The 16,860-nt window shown below is 70.6% G+C and carries 26 protein-coding genes and 1 pseudogene; 11 read left to right on the forward strand and 16 right to left on the reverse strand.

Annotated elements, in window-relative coordinates; translation table 11 throughout:
- Positions 1-29: 29 nt before the first annotated feature.
- Positions 30-1,376: an MFS transporter gene (locus ACIBL4_RS19570; protein ID WP_399411677.1), complete on the forward strand. Its 1,347-nt coding sequence runs from the start codon at positions 30-32 to the stop codon at positions 1,374-1,376.
- A 266-nt stretch (positions 1,377-1,642) separates the two neighbouring features.
- The gene (locus ACIBL4_RS19575) at positions 1,643-2,017 is read left to right on the forward strand and encodes an RNA polymerase-binding protein RbpA (RefSeq protein WP_003977404.1); all 375 of its coding nucleotides are present in this window, start codon (positions 1,643-1,645) and stop codon (positions 2,015-2,017) included.
- 190 nt (positions 2,018-2,207) lie between these two features.
- Here the strand turns inward: ACIBL4_RS19575 and fxsA are convergent, their stop codons facing one another.
- The 4 genes from fxsA to ACIBL4_RS19595 form a co-directional block, all read right to left on the reverse strand.
- Entirely contained in the window at positions 2,208-2,783 is a 576-nt protein-coding gene (gene fxsA, locus ACIBL4_RS19580; protein ID WP_399411679.1) for an FxsA family membrane protein, read from the reverse strand.
- 94 nt (positions 2,784-2,877) lie between these two features.
- Positions 2,878-3,681, reverse strand: coding sequence for a polyprenol monophosphomannose synthase (locus tag ACIBL4_RS19585; protein WP_399411681.1), 804 nt, complete (start codon positions 3,679-3,681; stop codon positions 2,878-2,880).
- A gap of 535 nt (positions 3,682-4,216) precedes the next feature.
- The gene (locus ACIBL4_RS19590) at positions 4,217-5,818 is read right to left on the reverse strand and encodes an amidohydrolase (RefSeq protein ID WP_399411683.1); all 1,602 of its coding nucleotides are present in this window, start codon (positions 5,816-5,818) and stop codon (positions 4,217-4,219) included.
- Between the two features lie 149 nt (positions 5,819-5,967).
- Positions 5,968-6,408, reverse strand: a complete 441-nt coding sequence (locus ACIBL4_RS19595; protein WP_010046337.1) for an Lrp/AsnC family transcriptional regulator — start codon at positions 6,406-6,408, stop codon at positions 5,968-5,970.
- Between the two features lie 268 nt (positions 6,409-6,676).
- Between ACIBL4_RS19595 and ACIBL4_RS19600 the strand changes: the two genes are divergently transcribed.
- Positions 6,677-7,111: a hypothetical protein gene (locus ACIBL4_RS19600; protein ID WP_356928593.1), complete on the forward strand. Its 435-nt coding sequence runs from the start codon at positions 6,677-6,679 to the stop codon at positions 7,109-7,111.
- Between the two features lie 248 nt (positions 7,112-7,359).
- Positions 7,360-7,608 carry a hypothetical protein gene (locus ACIBL4_RS19605; RefSeq protein ID WP_399411686.1) on the forward strand — a complete coding sequence of 83 codons (249 nt, stop codon included), beginning with the start codon at positions 7,360-7,362 and terminating at the stop codon, positions 7,606-7,608.
- Here ACIBL4_RS19605 and ACIBL4_RS19610 read toward each other — a convergent pair.
- Positions 7,571-8,743, reverse strand: coding sequence for an acyl-CoA dehydrogenase family protein (locus ACIBL4_RS19610; RefSeq protein WP_399411688.1), 1,173 nt, complete (start codon positions 8,741-8,743; stop codon positions 7,571-7,573). The genes ACIBL4_RS19605 and ACIBL4_RS19610 overlap by 38 nt on opposite strands.
- A gap of 331 nt (positions 8,744-9,074) precedes the next feature.
- On the opposite strand from ACIBL4_RS19610, the gene ACIBL4_RS19615 reads away from it, so the two are divergent.
- On the forward strand, positions 9,075-10,340 hold the full coding sequence (locus ACIBL4_RS19615) for a glycoside hydrolase family 18 protein (protein ID WP_399411690.1): 1,266 nt from the start codon (positions 9,075-9,077) through the stop codon (positions 10,338-10,340).
- Between the two features lie 52 nt (positions 10,341-10,392).
- On the opposite strand, the gene ACIBL4_RS19620 is transcribed toward ACIBL4_RS19615, so the two are convergent.
- The 4 genes and pseudogenes from ACIBL4_RS19620 to ACIBL4_RS19635 form a co-directional block, all read right to left on the reverse strand.
- On the reverse strand, positions 10,393-11,049 hold the full coding sequence (locus tag ACIBL4_RS19620) for a TetR/AcrR family transcriptional regulator (RefSeq protein ID WP_399411692.1): 657 nt from the start codon (positions 11,047-11,049) through the stop codon (positions 10,393-10,395).
- Between the two features lie 116 nt (positions 11,050-11,165).
- Complete coding sequence (locus ACIBL4_RS19625; protein WP_399411693.1) at positions 11,166-11,306, reverse strand: SCO1431 family membrane protein; 141 nt, start codon at positions 11,304-11,306, stop codon at positions 11,166-11,168.
- A gap of 106 nt (positions 11,307-11,412) precedes the next feature.
- A pseudogene (locus ACIBL4_RS19630) lies at positions 11,413-11,562 on the reverse strand (peptidase C39 family protein); the annotation flags it as partial.
- Between the two features lie 206 nt (positions 11,563-11,768).
- On the reverse strand, positions 11,769-12,008 hold the full coding sequence (locus tag ACIBL4_RS19635; RefSeq protein WP_399411695.1) for a hypothetical protein: 240 nt from the start codon (positions 12,006-12,008) through the stop codon (positions 11,769-11,771).
- A 244-nt stretch (positions 12,009-12,252) separates the two neighbouring features.
- Here ACIBL4_RS19635 and ACIBL4_RS19640 point away from each other — a divergent pair, with 244 nt between their 5' ends.
- The 4 genes from ACIBL4_RS19640 to ACIBL4_RS19655 all read left to right on the forward strand — a co-directional run bounded on the left by ACIBL4_RS19640 (position 12,253) and on the right by ACIBL4_RS19655 (position 13,799).
- Positions 12,253-12,501 (forward strand): helix-turn-helix domain-containing protein, encoded by a 249-nt coding sequence (locus ACIBL4_RS19640; RefSeq protein ID WP_399411697.1) that lies wholly within the window; start codon positions 12,253-12,255, stop codon positions 12,499-12,501.
- Between the two features lie 398 nt (positions 12,502-12,899).
- Positions 12,900-13,166 (forward strand): GntR family transcriptional regulator, encoded by a 267-nt coding sequence (locus ACIBL4_RS19645; RefSeq protein WP_399411699.1) that lies wholly within the window; start codon positions 12,900-12,902, stop codon positions 13,164-13,166.
- Between the two features lie 27 nt (positions 13,167-13,193).
- The gene (locus tag ACIBL4_RS19650; RefSeq protein ID WP_399411701.1) at positions 13,194-13,595 is read left to right on the forward strand and encodes a tyrosine-type recombinase/integrase; all 402 of its coding nucleotides are present in this window, start codon (positions 13,194-13,196) and stop codon (positions 13,593-13,595) included.
- Between the two features lie 33 nt (positions 13,596-13,628).
- Entirely contained in the window at positions 13,629-13,799 is a 171-nt protein-coding gene (locus ACIBL4_RS19655; protein ID WP_399411703.1) for a hypothetical protein, read from the forward strand.
- Positions 13,800-13,846: 47 nt separating this feature from the next.
- Here the strand turns inward: ACIBL4_RS19655 and ACIBL4_RS19660 are convergent, their stop codons facing one another.
- The 3 genes from ACIBL4_RS19660 to ACIBL4_RS19670 are packed head-to-tail and all read right to left on the reverse strand — an operon-like array spanning position 13,847 to position 14,651.
- Complete coding sequence (locus ACIBL4_RS19660) at positions 13,847-14,230, reverse strand: hypothetical protein (protein WP_399411705.1); 384 nt, start codon at positions 14,228-14,230, stop codon at positions 13,847-13,849.
- Complete coding sequence (locus tag ACIBL4_RS19665) at positions 14,227-14,421, reverse strand: hypothetical protein (RefSeq protein WP_399411706.1); 195 nt, start codon at positions 14,419-14,421, stop codon at positions 14,227-14,229. The genes ACIBL4_RS19660 and ACIBL4_RS19665 overlap by 4 nt, the downstream gene beginning before the upstream one ends.
- Positions 14,418-14,651, reverse strand: coding sequence for a hypothetical protein (locus ACIBL4_RS19670; protein ID WP_399411708.1), 234 nt, complete (start codon positions 14,649-14,651; stop codon positions 14,418-14,420). The genes ACIBL4_RS19665 and ACIBL4_RS19670 overlap by 4 nt, the downstream gene beginning before the upstream one ends.
- Positions 14,652-14,715: 64 nt before the next feature.
- Between ACIBL4_RS19670 and ACIBL4_RS19675 the strand changes: the two genes are divergently transcribed.
- The gene (locus ACIBL4_RS19675; RefSeq protein WP_399411710.1) at positions 14,716-14,913 is read left to right on the forward strand and encodes a hypothetical protein; all 198 of its coding nucleotides are present in this window, start codon (positions 14,716-14,718) and stop codon (positions 14,911-14,913) included.
- On the opposite strand, the gene ACIBL4_RS19680 is transcribed toward ACIBL4_RS19675, so the two are convergent.
- The 4 genes from ACIBL4_RS19680 to ACIBL4_RS19695 form a co-directional block, all read right to left on the reverse strand.
- Positions 14,910-15,584, reverse strand: a complete 675-nt coding sequence (locus ACIBL4_RS19680) for a hypothetical protein (protein WP_399411712.1) — start codon at positions 15,582-15,584, stop codon at positions 14,910-14,912. The genes ACIBL4_RS19675 and ACIBL4_RS19680 overlap by 4 nt on opposite strands.
- A 184-nt stretch (positions 15,585-15,768) precedes the next feature.
- Positions 15,769-16,002 (reverse strand): hypothetical protein, encoded by a 234-nt coding sequence (locus tag ACIBL4_RS19685; protein WP_399411714.1) that lies wholly within the window; start codon positions 16,000-16,002, stop codon positions 15,769-15,771.
- Positions 16,003-16,022: 20 nt separating this feature from the next.
- Positions 16,023-16,223: a hypothetical protein gene (locus ACIBL4_RS19690; RefSeq protein WP_399411716.1), complete on the reverse strand. Its 201-nt coding sequence runs from the start codon at positions 16,221-16,223 to the stop codon at positions 16,023-16,025.
- Positions 16,216-16,473, reverse strand: coding sequence for a hypothetical protein (locus ACIBL4_RS19695; protein WP_399411718.1), 258 nt, complete (start codon positions 16,471-16,473; stop codon positions 16,216-16,218). Before ACIBL4_RS19695 ends, ACIBL4_RS19690 begins: the two co-directional genes overlap by 8 nt.
- 45 nt (positions 16,474-16,518) lie before the next feature.
- Between ACIBL4_RS19695 and ACIBL4_RS19700 the strand changes: the two genes are divergently transcribed.
- The gene (locus tag ACIBL4_RS19700) at positions 16,519-16,857 is read left to right on the forward strand and encodes a DUF6233 domain-containing protein (RefSeq protein WP_399411720.1); all 339 of its coding nucleotides are present in this window, start codon (positions 16,519-16,521) and stop codon (positions 16,855-16,857) included.
- The last annotated feature ends 3 nt before the right edge of the window (positions 16,858-16,860 follow it).

The raw sequence follows: 16,860 nt of genomic DNA on the forward strand, positions 1-16,860 counted from the left end.
TGCGCGTTCACGGGGAGGCGAGGGCACGGGTGGGCACCGACACCGCGCGTCCGGAGGCGGCCGACGGGGCCGCGGGACTCAGGCGCGAGCAGCGCGGCTGGTACTTCTACGACTGGGCCTGCTCCGTCTACTCGACGAGCGTGCTCACCGTGTTCCTGGGCCCCTATCTGACGTCGGTCGCCGAGTCGGCGGCCGATGCCGGCGGGTACGTCCACCCTCTCGGGATCCCGGTGCGCGCCGGGTCCTTCTTCGCGTACTCGGTGTCCCTGTCGGTGATCGTGGCCGTGCTGGTGATGCCCCTGGTGGGGGCCGCCGCCGACCGCACCGGCCGCAAGAAGCCCCTGCTCGCCACCGCCGCCTACCTGGGGGCCACGGCCACGACGGCGATGTTCTTCCTGGACGGCGACCGCTACCTGCTCGGCGGGGCGCTGCTGATCGTCGCCAACGCCGCGCAGTCCGTGGCGATGATGCTCTACAACTCCTACTTGCCGCAGATCGCTCCGCCCGAGCAGCGGGACGCGGTCTCCTCCCGCGGCTGGGCCTTCGGCTACGCGGCGGGCTCGCTGGTCCTCGTCGTCAACCTGGTCCTGTACACCGGGCACGACGGCTTCGGCGTCTCCGAGAGCACGGCGGTGCGCATCTGCCTGGCGTCGGCCGGTCTGTGGTGGGGCGCGTTCTCCCTCATCCCGCTGACCCGGCTGCGCGACCGCAGGTCCGCCGCGCGGGAGGCGGCCCTCCCCAGGTTCCGGCAGCTCGCGGCGACCGTCCGCGACATGCGCCGGTACCCGCTGACCCTCGCCTTCCTGCTCGCGTACCTCGTCTACAACGACGGCATCCAGACGGTGATCTCCCAGGCCTCGGTCTACGGCTCCGGGGAACTCGGCCTCGGGCAGTCCACCCTGATCGGGGCCGTCCTGCTGGTGCAGGTGCTGGCGGTGGTGGGAGCGCTGACGATGGGCCGACTGGCCCGGACCTACGGGGCCAAGCGAACGATCCTCGGCTCGCTGGTGGCGTGGACGGTGACGCTGGCGGCCGCGTTCTTCCTGCCGGCCGGGGCACCGGCGTGGTTCTTCGTCCTGGCCGCCGGCATCGGCCTCGTCCTCGGCGGCAGTCAGGCACTGTCCCGGTCCCTGTTCTCCCATCTCGTCCCGCCCGGCAAGGAGGCCGAATACTTCTCCGCGTACGAGATGAGCGACCGCGGAATGAGCTGGCTCGGGCCGCTGCTGTTCGGGCTCACTTATCAGCTGACCGGGAGTTACCGGGCCGCGATCATCTCGCTGGTGGGCTTCTTCGTCATCGGGTTCGCCCTGCTCGCGCGGGTTCCGGTGCGGCGTGCGATCGAAGAAGCGGGGAATCCGGTTCCTGACAGGATTTAGCACTCAGCGCGAAAGGGCTGTAGTGTACGCGTTTGGCCTGCCAGGCGTACCGTTACTGCGCGTCAAAGATGCCGAAACGCTGGGTCACATCTGCTAGCAGATGTGACAAACCGGGCGCTGGTGGGTACAACAAGGGCGGCTACGACGGCGACGCATGACCCGGAACGCGACTCGGAACGGGAATCTTTACCGCCGACCGGACGTTGACCGGATGACGACGACAGCGACACCTGTCCTGTGGGCGACAAGCCCGGGAGGCACGATTCATGAGTGAGCGAGCTCTTCGCGGCACGCGCCTCGTGGTGACCAGCTACGAGACGGACCGCGGCATCGACCTGGCCCCGCGCCAGGCCGTGGAGTACGCATGCGAGAAGGGGCACCGGTTTGAGATGCCCTTCTCGGTCGAGGCGGAGATCCCGCCGGAGTGGGAGTGCAAGGTCTGCGGGGCCCAGGCACTCCTCGTGGACGGCGATGGCCCTGAAGAGAAGAAGGCCAAGCCCGCGCGTACGCATTGGGACATGCTGATGGAGCGGCGCACCCGTGAGGAACTCGAAGAGGTCCTCGAGGAGCGCCTGGCGGTTCTGCGCTCCGGGGCGATGAACATCGCGGTTCATCCCCGAGACAGCCGCAAGTCGGCGTAAGTCCCTCCGGGGCCTGGCCGAAAATTACAGCGCGTCAAGGACCGCGGGCGCCGTACGTGAAGTACGGCGCCCGCGGTTTTTGTCATGCCGTCCTGCGGATCAGTGGGTCACCCGGTCCAGCGGGGCACGCGGTCCAGCGGGTCAGTGCGTGGTGCGTCCTCGCTGACCAACGCGCCCGCGTTCTCGCGGGTCAGTGCGTCAGCGGCGGGCGTGGTTCCCGCGGTGCGTCGCCCCGCTCGTCCCTGATGACCTCGCCCTGGACGACCTTGCCGTCGGGGCGGTGCATACGGGCCTGCTGGAAGGCGCCGCCCAGGCTGCCTGGGTCGGCCTCGCGGAGCTTGCGCTCGAAGGTGCGCTCCGCGGTGCGGCTCACGGCCTTCTGGACCGGAGGCAGCAGCAGGAGCAGGCCCACCGCGTCCGACACCAGGCCGGGGATCATCAGCAGCAGTCCGCCCAGCATCATCAGGCCGTTGCCCTCGCTGTTCGGCCGGGCCGCCGCGGGCATCACGCCGCTCTGCTGCTGTTGCAGCGTCTCCGAGAGTTTACGGAAGGCCCGCCGGCCGGCCCGCTTGATGACGACCGAGCCGAGGACGAACCCCGCCACCAGGACGAGGAACACCACCAGCCCGCTCGACGCCCCCGCGACCACCATGAGCAGCCAGATCTCCAGGACGAGCCACGCGGCGAGCCCCAACGGCAGGAACGTACGCAGCCGGGAGCGCCGGGGCCAGGCGGGAGTAGCGGGGGTCTGAGCGCCAGTCGTCATGTCTCCAGTGTGCCTGGGCCCGGCTCAGCGCGGGATAAGGCCCCGATCAGGTGTTTCTGTGAGCGGCGGACGAGGAGAGGGCGCGGAGTGTCCGCTACGGCTTCGACGGCCTGCCGCCGCGGCCGGTGACCTTGCCAACCCGCTCCCCCACGCCCCACGCCGTGACCCGCCACAGCGCCTCGACGAGGATGTCGCGGCTCATCTTGGAGTCGCCGTGTTCACGCTCGACGAAGGTGATGGGCACCTCCACGACGTGATAGCCGGCCCTGACCGCGCGGCGGGCGAGGTCGACCTGGAAGCAGTAGCCCTGGGAGGCGACCTGGTCGAGCCCGAGGCCCTCCAGGGTCGCCCGGCGGAAGGCGCGGTAGCCGCCGGTGATGTCGCGCAGCGGCAGGTCGAGCGCGAGCCGGGAGTAGAGGCTGCCGCCCCGGGAGATCACCTCCCGGGACTTCGGCCAGTTCACCACCCGGCCGCCGGGCACCCAGCGCGAGCCGAGCACCAGGTCGGCGCTCTTCAGGGCGGTGAGCAGACGGGGCAGTTCCTCGGGCTGGTGGGAGCCGTCGGCGTCCATCTCGACCAGCACGCCGTAGCCGCGCTCCAGGCCCCAGCGGAAGCCCGCGAGGTAGGCGGCACCAAGGCCCTCCTTGCCCTTGCGGTGCAGCACGTGGACGTGGTCGTCGTCGACGGTCAGCTCGTCGGCCAGCTTGCCCGTGCCGTCCGGGCTGTTGTCGTCGGCCACGAGGACGTGCGCCTCGGGGACGGCCTCGCGCACCCGGCCGACGATGCTCTTGATGTTCTCCGCCTCGTTGTAGGTCGGGATGATCACCAAGGCCGTGCCGAGCGGGCCGAACTTCCTCCCCTGGGCTCCTGCCGCGAGGGTTCCGTCGCCGTCGTTCACTGATGCCCCTTCATGTCCGTACGCAGGGGTCCACCATAGTGGGCCCGGCCTGCGATGACGTGACAGGACGTTCGAATCGTGGTGTCGAATCCGCAAGACGCGGGTAAGAGTGCGCCTCCGGGCGCGAGCGTACGGCGGATGGGGGCCCGGCGCCCTTCGGGCCGACCTGGGATCCGCCGGCTGCGGATCGACCGAAAGCCGTTGTCTACTGAGCGCCCGGGCCCCACCCGGGGTCACACCTCCCCGACCGGCCGGAACGTTCCCTCGGCGCTGCGCCGGCCTGAGCCTGGCTCCCAGTGGCGGTGCCCCGGTGCGGCACACCGTCCCTGACCCGGCGGCGCTGCGGCGAGTGGGCGGACGTTCCCCGGTCGGGCGTCCGGTGGTGGACCCGGCCGAACCTACCGGGCCCCTGCGGCCGCCTGTCAACAGCCGTTTGACCTGCGCATCGTCCGGTAAAGCCCTGGTCAGCGCGGAGGATGCGCAGGTCGCACCAGGGGGGCGCGGCGCACGATCGCATGCGCGCCACCCCCGTAGATCACTCGCCCGGCCGTACGAACACCGTGCGTCCGCCCACTACGGTCCGCAGGCAGACGGGCAGGTCGCGGCCCGGGGTCAGGTCGGGCAGTCCCGGGGTGCCGGAGCGGGGATCGGTCGACCAGCGCGCGACCCGGTCGTCCGGGGCCTGGACCACGAGTTCGCCGGTGCGCCACACCGCGTAGTCGGCGGGCGCGCCCGGCACCAGGACTCCCGCGTCGTCCCGTCCGACGGCCCGCCAGCCGCCGCGCGTGTGCGCCGTGAACGCGGCGCGCACGGAGATGCGGTGCTCCGGCGTGCGGTGGAAGGCGGCGGCGCGCACCGTGCCCCACGGGTCGAGGGGCGTGACCGGGCTGTCTGAGCCGAAGGCGAGCGGCACACCGGCGCGCAGCAGCGCCGCGTAGGGGTTCAGCGTGCGGGCCCGCTCCACCCCCAGCCGCTGCGCGTACATGCCGTCCTCGCCACCCCACAGGGCGTCGAAGGCGGGCTGGACGGAGGCGGTGAGACCGAGCTCGGCGAAGGCCGCCACGGTCTCGGGCGTGAGCATCTCGGCGTGCTCGATCCGGTGGCGGGCGGCCCGGACGCGGGCCAGACCGAGCTTCTCGGCGGCAGCCCGCACGCCCTCGGCCACGGAGTCCACCGCGGCGTCGCCGATGGCGTGGAAGCCGGCCTGGAGGCCCGCCTGGGTACAGGCCACGACGTGGGCGGCGACGGCGGCGGTGTCCAGATAGGCCCGGCCGGTGTGGCCGGCGTCGGCGTACGGCTGGTGCAGGCAGGCCGTGTGCGAGCCGATGGAGCCGTCGGCGAACAGGTCGCCCGCGGCGCCGGCCGCTCCCAGTTCCCGGGCCTTGGCGACGTCCTCCTCGGCCCAGTAGCCCACGACGCGCGGACCGGGCTCCTCGGCGGCGAGGCGCAGCAGGCCGGTGAAGTCGTCCTCGGAGGAGATCTCCGGGCCGCCGCACTCGTGGATCGTGCCGATGCCGAGCGAGGCGGCGTGCGCGAGGGCGGCGCGCTGGGCGTCGGTGCGCTGGCGAGGCGTCACGGCCGCGAACGCGGCGGCGCGGACGGCGTGGTGGGCATCGGCGGTGAGGGGCCCGTCCGCGCGGGACACGCCCGGGACCATGTCGAGCAGGGTCGTGGTGACGACCGCCGAGTGGACATCGATCCGGCTGAGGTAGAGGGGCCGGTGTCCGGCGGCCTCGTCGAGTTCGGCACGCGTCGGGGGACGGCCTCCGGGCCAGCGGGCGGTGTCCCAGCCGTGCCCGAGCAGCACACGGTCGTGCGGCCGGGCGGCGGCGAAGTCCCGTACGAGAGCCAGGGCGGCCTCGAGGGAGGGGGCGGCGGACAGGTCGAGGCCGGTGAGCGCGAGGCCGGTGGCGGTGGTGTGCACATGGGCGTCCGTGAACGCCGGGGTGACCAGCGCCCCGTCCAGGTCGATCACCTCGTCGACCCCGTCGGCGAAGGCGTCGGCGGCTCCCTCCGAACCGACCCAGGCGACCTGTCCCCGCTCCACGACCATCGCGGTCGCGAACGGATCGGCGGGGCTGTGAACCTCTCCGCGACGGAGCAGGACGGTCTTCGGCGGGGCACTGGACTCACTCATGGAGCACAGTCTCGCGCCCCGCCCGGCCGCTGGTGGACAGGGGGCACCTCAACGCGCCCCGAAGGGGCGCCGGGAACTGCGCGACCAGCCACAAACGCGCCGCAGCCGGCAGGCTACCGACACCGCAGCGGCGATGGGCTCCCTGTCGATCAGATCCGCGGCGGCCGCGCCTCGTACGGCGTGGACAGCACCACCGTCGTCCGTGTGGACACGCCCGCCAACGACCGCACCCGCGCGAGCAGTTCCTCCAGTTCGTGCGGCGTGGCGACCCGCACCTTGAGGATGTAGTTCTCGTCGCCCGCGACGCTGTGGCACGCCTCGATCTCGGGCACGTCCGCGAGGCGGTCCGCGATGTCGTCGGGTGCGCTGGGGTCGAAGGGCTTGACCGAGATGAACGCGGTCATGGGCAGACCGACGGCCTCCGGGTCGACGACCGCGGCATAGCCGCGGATGACGCCACGCTGTTCCAGCCGGCGCACCCGCTGGTGCACGGCCGACGTGGACAGGCCCGTGGCCTTGCCCAGGTCGGTGTAGCTCATCCGCCCGTCCTTGACGAGCAGCTGCACGATCTGTCGGTCCAGCTCCTCCATGGCGCAGAACCTACAGTGCGGTTGATCTCCTCCGATACCTGAGCGGCCCGGGCCATGCCCGGTTCCTGGCCCGGCCGACGGCGGCTGTCAGCCGACCGGGGGGACAAACCGGCCGCAGTGGGCACCTGCGTGCGGCATGTGACGAACGCCACAGGGCTCGAACAGTCTCCGTAATGGTCTCGTGATTACCGCCCAGGGGGGACGGGAAGTGCTTGCTGTGGTCGAGGCCGCAGTGCCTGATACGGCCCAGCCCGAGGGGGAGAACCCAATGCAGAGTCTTAAGCGCCCAGGTCGCACCGCACCCAAGCGGCAGCAGCTCGTTGTCGAGCCCGAGCCGGAGGGCGTCGAATCCGACACCTTCGACGACGAACTCGACGCCTACGACACGTTCGAGATGTACCGGGTCATCTGCCCGGACTGCGCTCAGCCCATCGCGCTCCTGGCGGACGAGGAGGTCCTGCCGGAGCACGCGCTGTGCGCCTCGCCATGGAACCCGTTCGGACTCACGGTCTGCGCCGGAACCGGCCGCGCGGCCACGGACGCCCGCCCCGCTGACGAGTCCGTCGAACCTCAGGAGCAGGACACCGCCCTGCTGTTGACCCTCCCTCAGGGCCTCGACTGGCGGACCCAGCCCTTCTCTCACGTCGGCGGCCCGGGCTCACGCCCCATCAGGGTCCCCGTCATGCGCCGCCAAGCGGCCTGAGCGCGGGCCCTCTTCGCCCGCTCGCCCCGTCCCAGTGACTGCCCCGCACCACGGCTCGCAGTCCGCCGTGGTGCGGGATCAGTGCGTCCGGATCCAGGTCCGGGGTCAGGTTCCAGGTCGCAGGCACGGTCCCAAGCCCGATTCCAGGTCCCAGGCCCGGTTCCGGAAAAGGGCACTCCTGAGCCTCTGAACGCACGCTCGATTCCGCCCCGGGGTGACCTGTCCGGCCTCTTCCGCGTTGCCCGGGTATGACCCCCATCTCCTCAGCGACCGGGCGTCAACGCCTCCTGTTCGTGCCACCGCCCGCGGAATCGGTTCGGCCTGCCGCGCCGCGCTATCAGGACCCGCCGATCTACCGTGACCTGATGCGGGCCTGGGCCGAGCGCGGCCGCACGCTTCCGGGCCGGCACGACCCGGAGTGGATGCGGCTCGCGGCGCCCTGGCGGGGCCTCGACCAGTTCAGCGTCCCCCTGGACCCACGAGATGGCGGGCGATGACCATCCGCTGGATCTGGTTGGTTCCCTCGACGATCTGCAGCACCTTCGCCTCGCGCATGTAGCGCTCCGCCGGGAAGTCCGCGGTGTAGCCGTAGCCGCCGAGGATCTGCACGGCGTCGGTGGTGACCCGCATCGCCGTGTCGGTGCAGTGCAGCTTGGCCATGGCCGCCTGCATGGCGAACGGCCGGCCTGCGTCCCGCAGGCGCGCCGCTGCCAGGTAGAGCGCCCGGCCCGCCTCGATCTGCGTCGCCATGTCGGCGAGCATGAAGCGCAGCCCCTGGAAGTCGGCGATCGGCTTGCCGAACTGGCGCCTCTCGGTCGCGTACGCCAGCGCCTCGTCGAGCGCCGCCTGCGCCACGCCGATCGCGCACGCCGCGATGCCGAGCCGCCCGGAGTCGAGCGCGGACAGGGCGATCGCAAGTCCCTGCCCCTCCTCGCCGATGCGCCGGTCGTCACCGACGCGTACCCCGTCGAAGTGGACCTGGGCGGTGGGTGAGCCCTTCATGCCCATCTTCTTCTCGGGCGGCGCGGCGCTCAGCCCCGGCGCGTCGCCGGGCACCAGGAACGCGGTGATCCCGCGCGGGCCCTCCTCGCCGGTGCGCGCCATGACCGTGTAGAAGTCGGCGATGCCGCCGTGCGTGATCCAGGCCTTGGTGCCGGTGATCACCCAGGCGTCGCCGTCGCGCACCGCCCTGGTGCGCAGGGCGGCCGCGTCCGAGCCGGAGTGCGGCTCGGAGAGGCAGTAGGCGCCGAGCATGCCGCCGCCGAGCATCGCGGGCAGGTGCTCGACCTGCTGCTCCTTCGTGCCGTAGGCGGCGAGCGCGTAGGAGGCGAGGGAGTGCACGCTGACACCGAGGCCGACCGTGAGGCGGGCCGCGGCGAGTTCTTCCAGGACCTGGAGGTAGACCTCGTAGGGCTGGTCGCCGCCGCCGTACTCGGAGTCGTACGGCAGGCCGAGCAGGCCGGAGCGCGAGAGCAGGGTGAACAGCTCGCGCGGGAAGCGGCCGGCATCCTCGTCCTCGGCCGCCTTCGGGACGATCTCCTGCTGCGCGATGTCGCGGACGAGCGAGATCAGGTCCCGGGCCTCCTCCGTGGGCAGTTGCCGGTCCACCGGCTGCGGGGCGCGGTCGGGCATGGCGACGCTCTCCTCCCTGTCGGGCACTGGCGGACGGGCCCGTGGGTGGGGGCGGCGCCGCCGGGTCGTTCTGGTGCCTGGCCGATGCTTGCACTCCCGGGTCTCGGAAGCTGCTGACCAGCGGCTCTGCGCTGTGAGTATGCCCGATCGGAGGCATCCCGTCACCAGTTAACGACCGCTTACTTCAAGAAATACCCGAGCGCGCCACGACAAGCGAAATTGGTCCGAACCATTGACCGGACTGGTCTAGTCCTCCTACTGTTTCGCACCATCGATTCACCGCGTTCATGCCAATAGGCGCGCGCTCCCCTCTCCTCCGAGGAGACACCGGATGCACACCCCCCAACGCTCCCGATTCCGGGCCGTCGTGTCGGCGGCCTGTTCTGCCGCTCTCGGCGCCGGCCTGCTCGCCGGCGCGGGTACCTCGACGGCGACGGCGGCGGCCTCGGCTCAGGAGGCCGCCGCCACGAAGGCCGCTCCCCAGGCCAGGGCCGCCGGCTCCAAGGTCATCGGGTACTTCACCGAATGGGGCACCTACGACCGCAAGTACTACGTCAAGAACATCGAGACGTCCGGCTCGGCGGCCAGGCTCACGCACATCAACTACGCCTTCGGCAATGTCACCGGCGGCAAGTGCGCGATGGGCGACGCTTATGCCGCCACCGACCGGACCTATACCGCCGCCGAGTCCGTCGACGGCAAGGCCGACACCTGGGACCAGCCGCTGCGCGGCAATTTCAACCAGCTGCGCGAGCTGAAGCGGAAGCACCCGAACCTCAAGGTGCTGTGGTCCTTCGGCGGCTGGACCTGGTCGGCCGGCTTCGGCGAGGCCGCCAAGAACCCGGCCGCCTTCGCGCAGTCCTGCTACGACCTGGTCGAGAACTCCAAGTGGGCCGACGTCTTCGACGGCATCGACATCGACTGGGAGTACCCCAACGCCTGCGGCGCCACCTGCGACACCAGCGGCAAGGCGGCGTTCAAGAACCTGATGCAGGCGCTGCGCGCCAAGTTCGGCCCGAAGAACCTGGTCACCGCGGCCATCACCGCCGACGCCACCCCGGGCGGCAAGATCGACGCGGCGGACTACGCGGGCGCCGCCCCGTACGTCGACTGGTACAACCCGATGACGTACGACTTCTTCGGCGCCTGGGACGCGACCGGCCCGACGGCCCCGCACTCCCCACTGACCTCGTACTCCGGCATACCGAAGGCGTACAACCACAGCTCTGCGACCATCGCGAAGCTCAAGGGCCTCGGCATCCCCGCCTCCAAGCTGCTGCTCGGGATCGGCTTCTACGGCCGCGGCTGGACCGGCGTCACCCAGTCGGCGCCCGGCGGCACCGCTACCGGCCCGGCGGCGGGCACGTACGAGCAGGGCATCGAGGACTACAAGGTCCTCAGGACCAAGTGCCCGGCGACGGGGACGGTGGCCGGCACGGCGTACGCCAAGTGCGGCAGCGACTGGTGGAGTTACGACACGCCGGCGACCATCGCGACCAAGATGAACTACAAGAACCAGCAGGGGCTGGGCGGCACGTTCTTCTGGGAGCTGAGCGGCGACACGGCGAACGGTGAGCTGATCAAGGCCATCAAGTAGGCCTGGTCGACCGGGGGCGGAGGGACCGTGACGGATTCCCTCCGCCCCTCGCTCATGCGCCCTGGCGGGCGGCCCCCGGAGCCGGGTAGGCGGGGTCGAGCTCCTCGATCGCGCGCAGGGCGCCGCCGAGCCCCTTCACCAGCAGGTCGCACATGGTCGCGCGAGGCAGTTCGGGGCGGTCGATCCATTCGAGGGTGGTGCCCTCGACGCCGCACACCCAGGCGAGCAGGCCCATGCGCGCCAGCGGGGTGATGTCGGCGCGGCCGTACGCCCCCTCGGCGATGGTGGCGACGATGGCCTCGCGGACGCCGTCACGGATGGCGTGCACCTCGGTGTCGAAGCCGACGCCGCCGCTGACGATGGTGCGGTACGCGGCCTGGTTGTGCTCGGCGTAGCGCAGATAGCGGTCGATGGTGCGCTGGACGCGGTCGACCGGGGGCAGTTCGTGTCCGCTCGCCGCCAGGGTGACCAGGTCGGCGACCGAGTCCTGGATGATGGCCAGGTAGTAGCCGCGCTTGGACTGGAAGTAGTAGTAGATCAGCCCCTTGGCGACGTGCGCCTGCCGGGCGATGTCGTCCATCGACAGGGCGTCGTAGGACGTGTCGGCGAACAACCTCCGCCCGATCGCGATGAGTTCGGCACGGCGCGCCAGCGAGCGCTCGGTGCCGCGGGCTCTGGGACGCGCGGCAGGCTGTTGACTGATATTCAATTTCGACTCTGGTTCCAACGGGCGGCGGCGGGACATCCGCAGTATGGCAGGCCGGAGAGCAGAGTCGTGGGTCCGGTCACAGCACCACGCGCCGGGTTACAGCAGCCCGCCGTGGGTCACAGCAGCCCGAGCTGAGTCACGAGCATCGCGACGACCACGACGAGGGTCCAGCCCATGACATGCTCGACGATCTTGGGTCCGTCGTCCTGGGGCCCGCCGGTGCGGAGGCGGGCTGCGGTGACTGAGTGCGCGGTCATAATTCTCGCTGATTCGTGATACGGACGGACTTCCCCCGAGGGGCAGTCCACTGTGAAAGTCAGTCCACTTTGCCATCGGGAGCGGCCTTCGTGGCCGAGAGGTTGGTCACACGCGCACGCCCACGGCGGTCAGCGCCTTGCGCTGGGCCGCGGTCGGCCGGGCCGGGAAGTATAGGTAGCAGACGCCACCGGTGCCGGAGACGACCTTCCCGGAGGCGTTGTACCGCTTGGTCCGCAGCCAGATGTTCTCCGTATGGCTGCGCTGCAGGCAGTCTCCTGCATCGTTGCCCCGGCTGGGTGGCTTGCGGCTCACGACCTGCTGCGATGAATGGCGACGAGTTGAGACGAGTGGCGACGAGATGGTGATGGATGGATCTCCCCTGCCACTCCCCGCCTAGCCTCACTCCCCAGATTCTCCCCGGAAAATCGCTCCAGGAAGGCGCCCGGAGCTGGGGGAACGCCCTACTCCAGGCACTCGCCGATGTGCCCCGGCTCGTACTCGCTCCCCGCCCGGGCGGCGGCCTCGCGCCTTATGTCTTCCATGGCAATGACGCAGTCCTGGCAGGCGCGTACCTCGTGCTGGCCGGCGCCGCGTGGGTGGAGGAGCTTGACGCAGGCGGTGGGGATCGGGCCCCGTTCGGGGTGGCGGAAGCAGACGCCGTCGTCCCACTCGTACAGGTCGAGGATCTGCTGGCGCTCCATCGCGTCTCCTAAGGGGGTGGTGCGGGTTGCGTGGGGGGCGCATAGCGCAGGTGCCCGCTGCGCCCGCGCGAACACCCAGGTCACGCACCGTTCACTCAATCAGGTGAACATGTGTTCGGTTTCTGCACACTACAGCGAGCCCTGCGGCATATGCCAGATCGCCGCAGGGCTGGAGTGGAGGAGAGGGCCTAGAGCGACAGTTTAGGTACTGACACATGATCGACTTCCCTCAACGGTTTGTCGAGTGCCAGCCCGCCGCAACCCCCGCCCCGACTGGGTCCGTCAAGAACAGCTCGCTCTCGGCATCCGCATCGCCGCTCGCCGCCGCGCCCTCGGCCTCTCGCAGGACCAGTTAGCCGACCGGATGGGAGTCGAGCGGCGCACCATCCAGCGGTACGAGCGTGCCGTCAGCGACCCGCGCTATGCGGACCTGCTGCTCCTCGCCCGGGCGCTGGAGGTGCCGCCGGCCGAGCTTCTCCCGCCGTCCGGTTGACCCCCGAGTCGCTGCCTCGGCTGGCGGTCATCTGCCGCCCGGTGGCCTCACCGATCGCCTCGTAGGCCCGCCACAACTGCTCGCCTTCGCCGCAGCGGCGGTCGAGGTCACGGCAGCCCCAGCACTTGAGGAAGTGGGTGACGTACCTGCGGTAGGCCCGCTGGATGGGCGGAAGGTCGCCGGCTATGGGCGGCCCGCTTCCCGCGGTGGCTGGGTGGTCTCTACCCTCGTCCATGCCTGCGCTCCTGTCAGCGTGGGCCATGCCCCCGGGCCGTGTCCGCGGTCGCGGGGGTCCTGCGTGCAATTGCAGGCTAGCCCGACTTGTATCGGCCTGTCTCGCGACGTATCGATACGTAGCCGGAGATGCTGACATGTAGGGCGCTGCCTAGCTTCGGATCATGGCCACAGATCCGGATGCAGAGATCGACCACGAGGGTCCTGTCACGCCGTACCGGCAGCTCGCCGAGATCCTGAAGGCGCGGATCGCGCGCGGCGACTGGGCGGAAGGTCGGCCGATCGCGTCCGAGACGCGGCTCGTGCAGGAGTACGGGATCGCGCGGACGACGGTGCGGCGCGCGCTTGACGTGCTCGTCGAGGAGCAGGTCGTGTGGAAGGTGCAGGGGCGCGGCACCTACGTCGGCCAGCCGCCGAAGTCCGCCCCGTAGCGCGCCCTGCTCGGGCAGACTGACCCCATGTCTGACGCCATCAACGAAGAGGACTACCGTCACCTCATCGCCGACGAGTCGATCCCGCTCCTCCATCGCGCCCTGTGGGCACTGCTGCGAGAGGGCGAACTGCGGCTGGGGGATCTGCTGTCTCTGGACGTCCGAGACGTTGACCTGGCAGCGCGTACAGCACCGGTGGACTTCCCGAAGCGCGAGCGCGAGCCCCGCACCGTGCCTTTCAGTGAGCAGGCAGCTGGGATGCTGCGGGAGCTGATCGGAGACCGCGACGCGGGCCCGCTGTTCGTTTCGCCGGCGGGCAGTCCTCTGTCGAAGGATGACGCCGTCTCGGTTGCCCAGCGGGCCGGTGTGAGCATTCACGGGTTCCGGCTGGGCGGCCAGCAGCAGCGGCTGGGTGGCGCCGTTTCATAGCCCGCTGTCAGACCCGGCGGCTACGATCTCGCCATGCCCACCACTCCCCCGCCGTCGCGGTCTGCGGCCGAGCTGAACGAGCTCATTCGCGCGCTGTGGTCGCACCCGGCGGTGCCGTTGACGGCGGAGCAGCGGGAGGAGTACGGGCGGCTGTGTGCGGAGCTGCGGCGGGTGGAGCGCGGGGACGTCGTCGAGGCCGCGTGACGAAGCCCCGCACGATGGCGGGGCTTCGGGCGGCGCCTCCCGAGTGTCTACACAGTGGGCTCTTGGTGCCCCACGAGAGCTCCGTACTGAGTCAGCTGTTGAATGGTCAGCCACCCCCTGGACTCTCCCGGAACGGGATGCCACTGCCCTGACGTCGGATACTCTTCCACCTCGATGGCGTAGGCCCCCAGTTGCCCGTCCTTGAGAACGAGGTAGTTGGCGTCTCCCATCATCGAATACCAGATCTCGCCCGCCTGGACGGCGGGTTCGGCACGCTGGCTGTCCGCTCCCTGCTGCGGGTCACAGACCGTTCCGCCCGGCACGTGCATCCAGAGGATCTCGTGGTTGCCGCCCATGGATGGCTGGCCCTTGTTCGCGATCTCCTTGCCGCAGTTCCTGCATACCGGGGGCTTCGCGTGCCAGCTCGTCACAGTTCGCCCCTCTCCCCGAGTTCCTCCAGGTACTCATCGGCCAGCAGGTGGCAGACATCCTCGTGCGCCTTCGGCCCGGTCTGGGCGTAACGCTGCGCGTCCTGGCTTGCGCGAGCGAGGGCGCCCTTGAGGATGGGCGTGGGTGTTGTCTCGTGCGGGCGCTCCGGGCGGCTGATGTTGCCGACGTTCATGTGTCTCTCCTGTCGGTGCGGGCTCCTTGTCCGGGCCTTTCGGCGTTCGCGGCCCGGATCTGCTCGGGGTCGTACAGAGCTTGTGCCCGGTGGCTCTGGGGGTGGGGGCGGAAGCTGTGGGCTCGCACCCCCATGCGTGAGAGGGCGCCGCGCGCGCTGCTCGGCAGGATGCCGAGATAGGCGGCGACGTCGTCGATGGTCCAAAGGTCGGGCGGTCTTTCGTCTGTCACACCACAACTATGCAGCACGTGATGCAAGGTTGGAAGGCGGGATCTGGCCACGTAGGATCCGCTCGTGAGCGACATCGAGTTCCCCGACGCCCTGATAGCCCTGGAGCGCGCCGCCTGGGAGGAGCATCAGGCCGGGCGGCTCACCGTCGCCACCGCCAACGCCGTGCAGGACGCCATCACCGCGCACGCCGAAGCGGCCGGGCTGTCGCGGTACACCGTGGAGATGGCGCTCAAGAAGGCCGTGCGGCACGCGGAGGGCTAGGACAGGTCGCGCCAGTCCGCGGGGTAATGCGGGCGCTCTTCGCGGATCCGCCGCCACGCCTCGTCCAACTCGGCGTCCCGCTGCTGCCGCGCAGCCCCCGCCTCCTCACGGGCGCGTTCCACCGAACGCCGCTGTTCCAGGTTCAGCGGAGCGGCCCGATGCTCGTACAGGTAGGCGCCGTCGTCTGCACGGCGCAACTGGCCGCCGTCTCGAAGCGGCTCGTATTCGGCCGCCCGCGACGGCTCGGGACTGAGCAGGCTGGCCATGGACGACTCGGCGATCGACGGGGTAATGGGGATCCGGTACAGCGGAGGCGGTTCGCTGCCGGGGATTGCGAGAGTGCGGCCGTCAGCCGGGCCGCCCACGAAGCGAATCGCGACCGACGCAGGTTCCGGGATGGCCCAGCGCGGACCCTGGGGCCGCGGGTGCAGCTGCCCCTGTCCGCCCAGCTCGATGATGCCCCGGCGGGCGGCGTCCCGAATGGCCTCGTCTGCAGTGCCGGCGCCCAGGAGGAGGCGTGCATGGCGGAGGTACGCGCGCACCGTGGTCCCTTGCAGGCCGTACTCGGCGCCGATCTCGTCGTAGCTCCAGCCGTGGCCTCGTAGCTCCAGCAGTTCGGCCAGTCGGCGCGTGAGCGGGGCGCATTCATCGTCGCCGGGCTGTCTCGTCATGCGGTCCCTCCCCAGAGTGGTCGGCGACCAGCATGGCGGCCCTCGGCCAGGGCGGTCCAGGGACCCGCATTTCTGCGGTTCGGGCACCCGCCGAGGGCTGACAGCAGCAAGCCCCGCCTCGGTGCATCACGCCGCGGCGGGGCCAGAGCAAACCCGACTTGCTCGTCGGGATGATGCGGCCACTCTACGAGGGGCCACTGACAGCGCCGGGGCGCCGCGTCGACAGGACGTAGGTGCCGGCGGTCGCTTCGCCGCCGACCCTGGGATCCCAGGCGCCGTCCATCGTGTCAATGTCGGCGATCGCGTCCCGGATCTCCTGCGTCTCCGGGCGCCGCGCCCACTCGGTGTCGGCGTGAACGTCGAGCACTTCCTCGACGCGCTGAATGGCGGACAGTGCCGCAGAGAGGCGTTCATCCATGCCGCCAGAATGACAGACGGTCACGCCTCGTCCGGCCAGGTCGTCAACGTCGCGCCGGTGCCCTCATCGACGAGGGTGATGCGGGCGCCGGGCCCGCCCCAGTCGCCGATCCAGCCGCGCAGTCGGCCGCGGGCCACCGTCTCGCTCCCCCACCAGCCGTGCATGGCGGGGCGGCCGTCGCGGGTCAGGGTGAGGTGGTAACGGCCGGGAGCGTCAGCCACGCAGGAGCTCGGACGCTGGGACCTCGAAGCGGTGGCCGCACGGGGCGAAGTCGACGAGCAGCCCATCGTGGGGAAGATCGGCTGCACGCCTGGTGATCTTTTCGGGCTCGATTTCGCAGGTCGGGCACTCAGGCAGCGGCGGATAGTCCGGCACCTGCAACATGTTGTGCACGATCTCGTTGTCTCGCTCCGCCGTCCGCTTCCTCAGATGGTGCAGCCAGTCAATGGGCATCAGTTCGCGGTCCGCCATGACCCAAGGATGGCAGACGCCACCGACAGCCATAGAATCGAACACATGCCCGACCTGCCGCCCGACCTGCCCCGCCTCCGCACCCTGGAGACGTTCCTCGCACTCCTCCTCGACGAGGTACGGCGGGCCATCGCGGCGGCCGAGACCCGGGAGGCGGAGCGGCAGACCGGCATCGAGCGGCGGCCGGCGCCTCCCGACTGGCTGATCGAGCTCGGCCTCAACCGGGACAGCCCGGCGGTGCAGGTGCACGTCGGTGACTGCTGGAACGCGGGGAAGCGCACCCGGGGCATACGGCGGGACGAGGCGCTGCGGGCGCTCGCCGACGGGGTCAAAGCCTGCGGGGCGTGCCGGCCCGACTCGGAGCTCGGGTTCCTCGAGGGGTAGGGC

Source organism: Streptomyces sp. NPDC050416, assembly GCF_044458845.1.
In the GTDB taxonomy this organism is placed as follows: Bacteria; Actinomycetota; Actinomycetes; order Streptomycetales; family Streptomycetaceae; genus Streptomyces.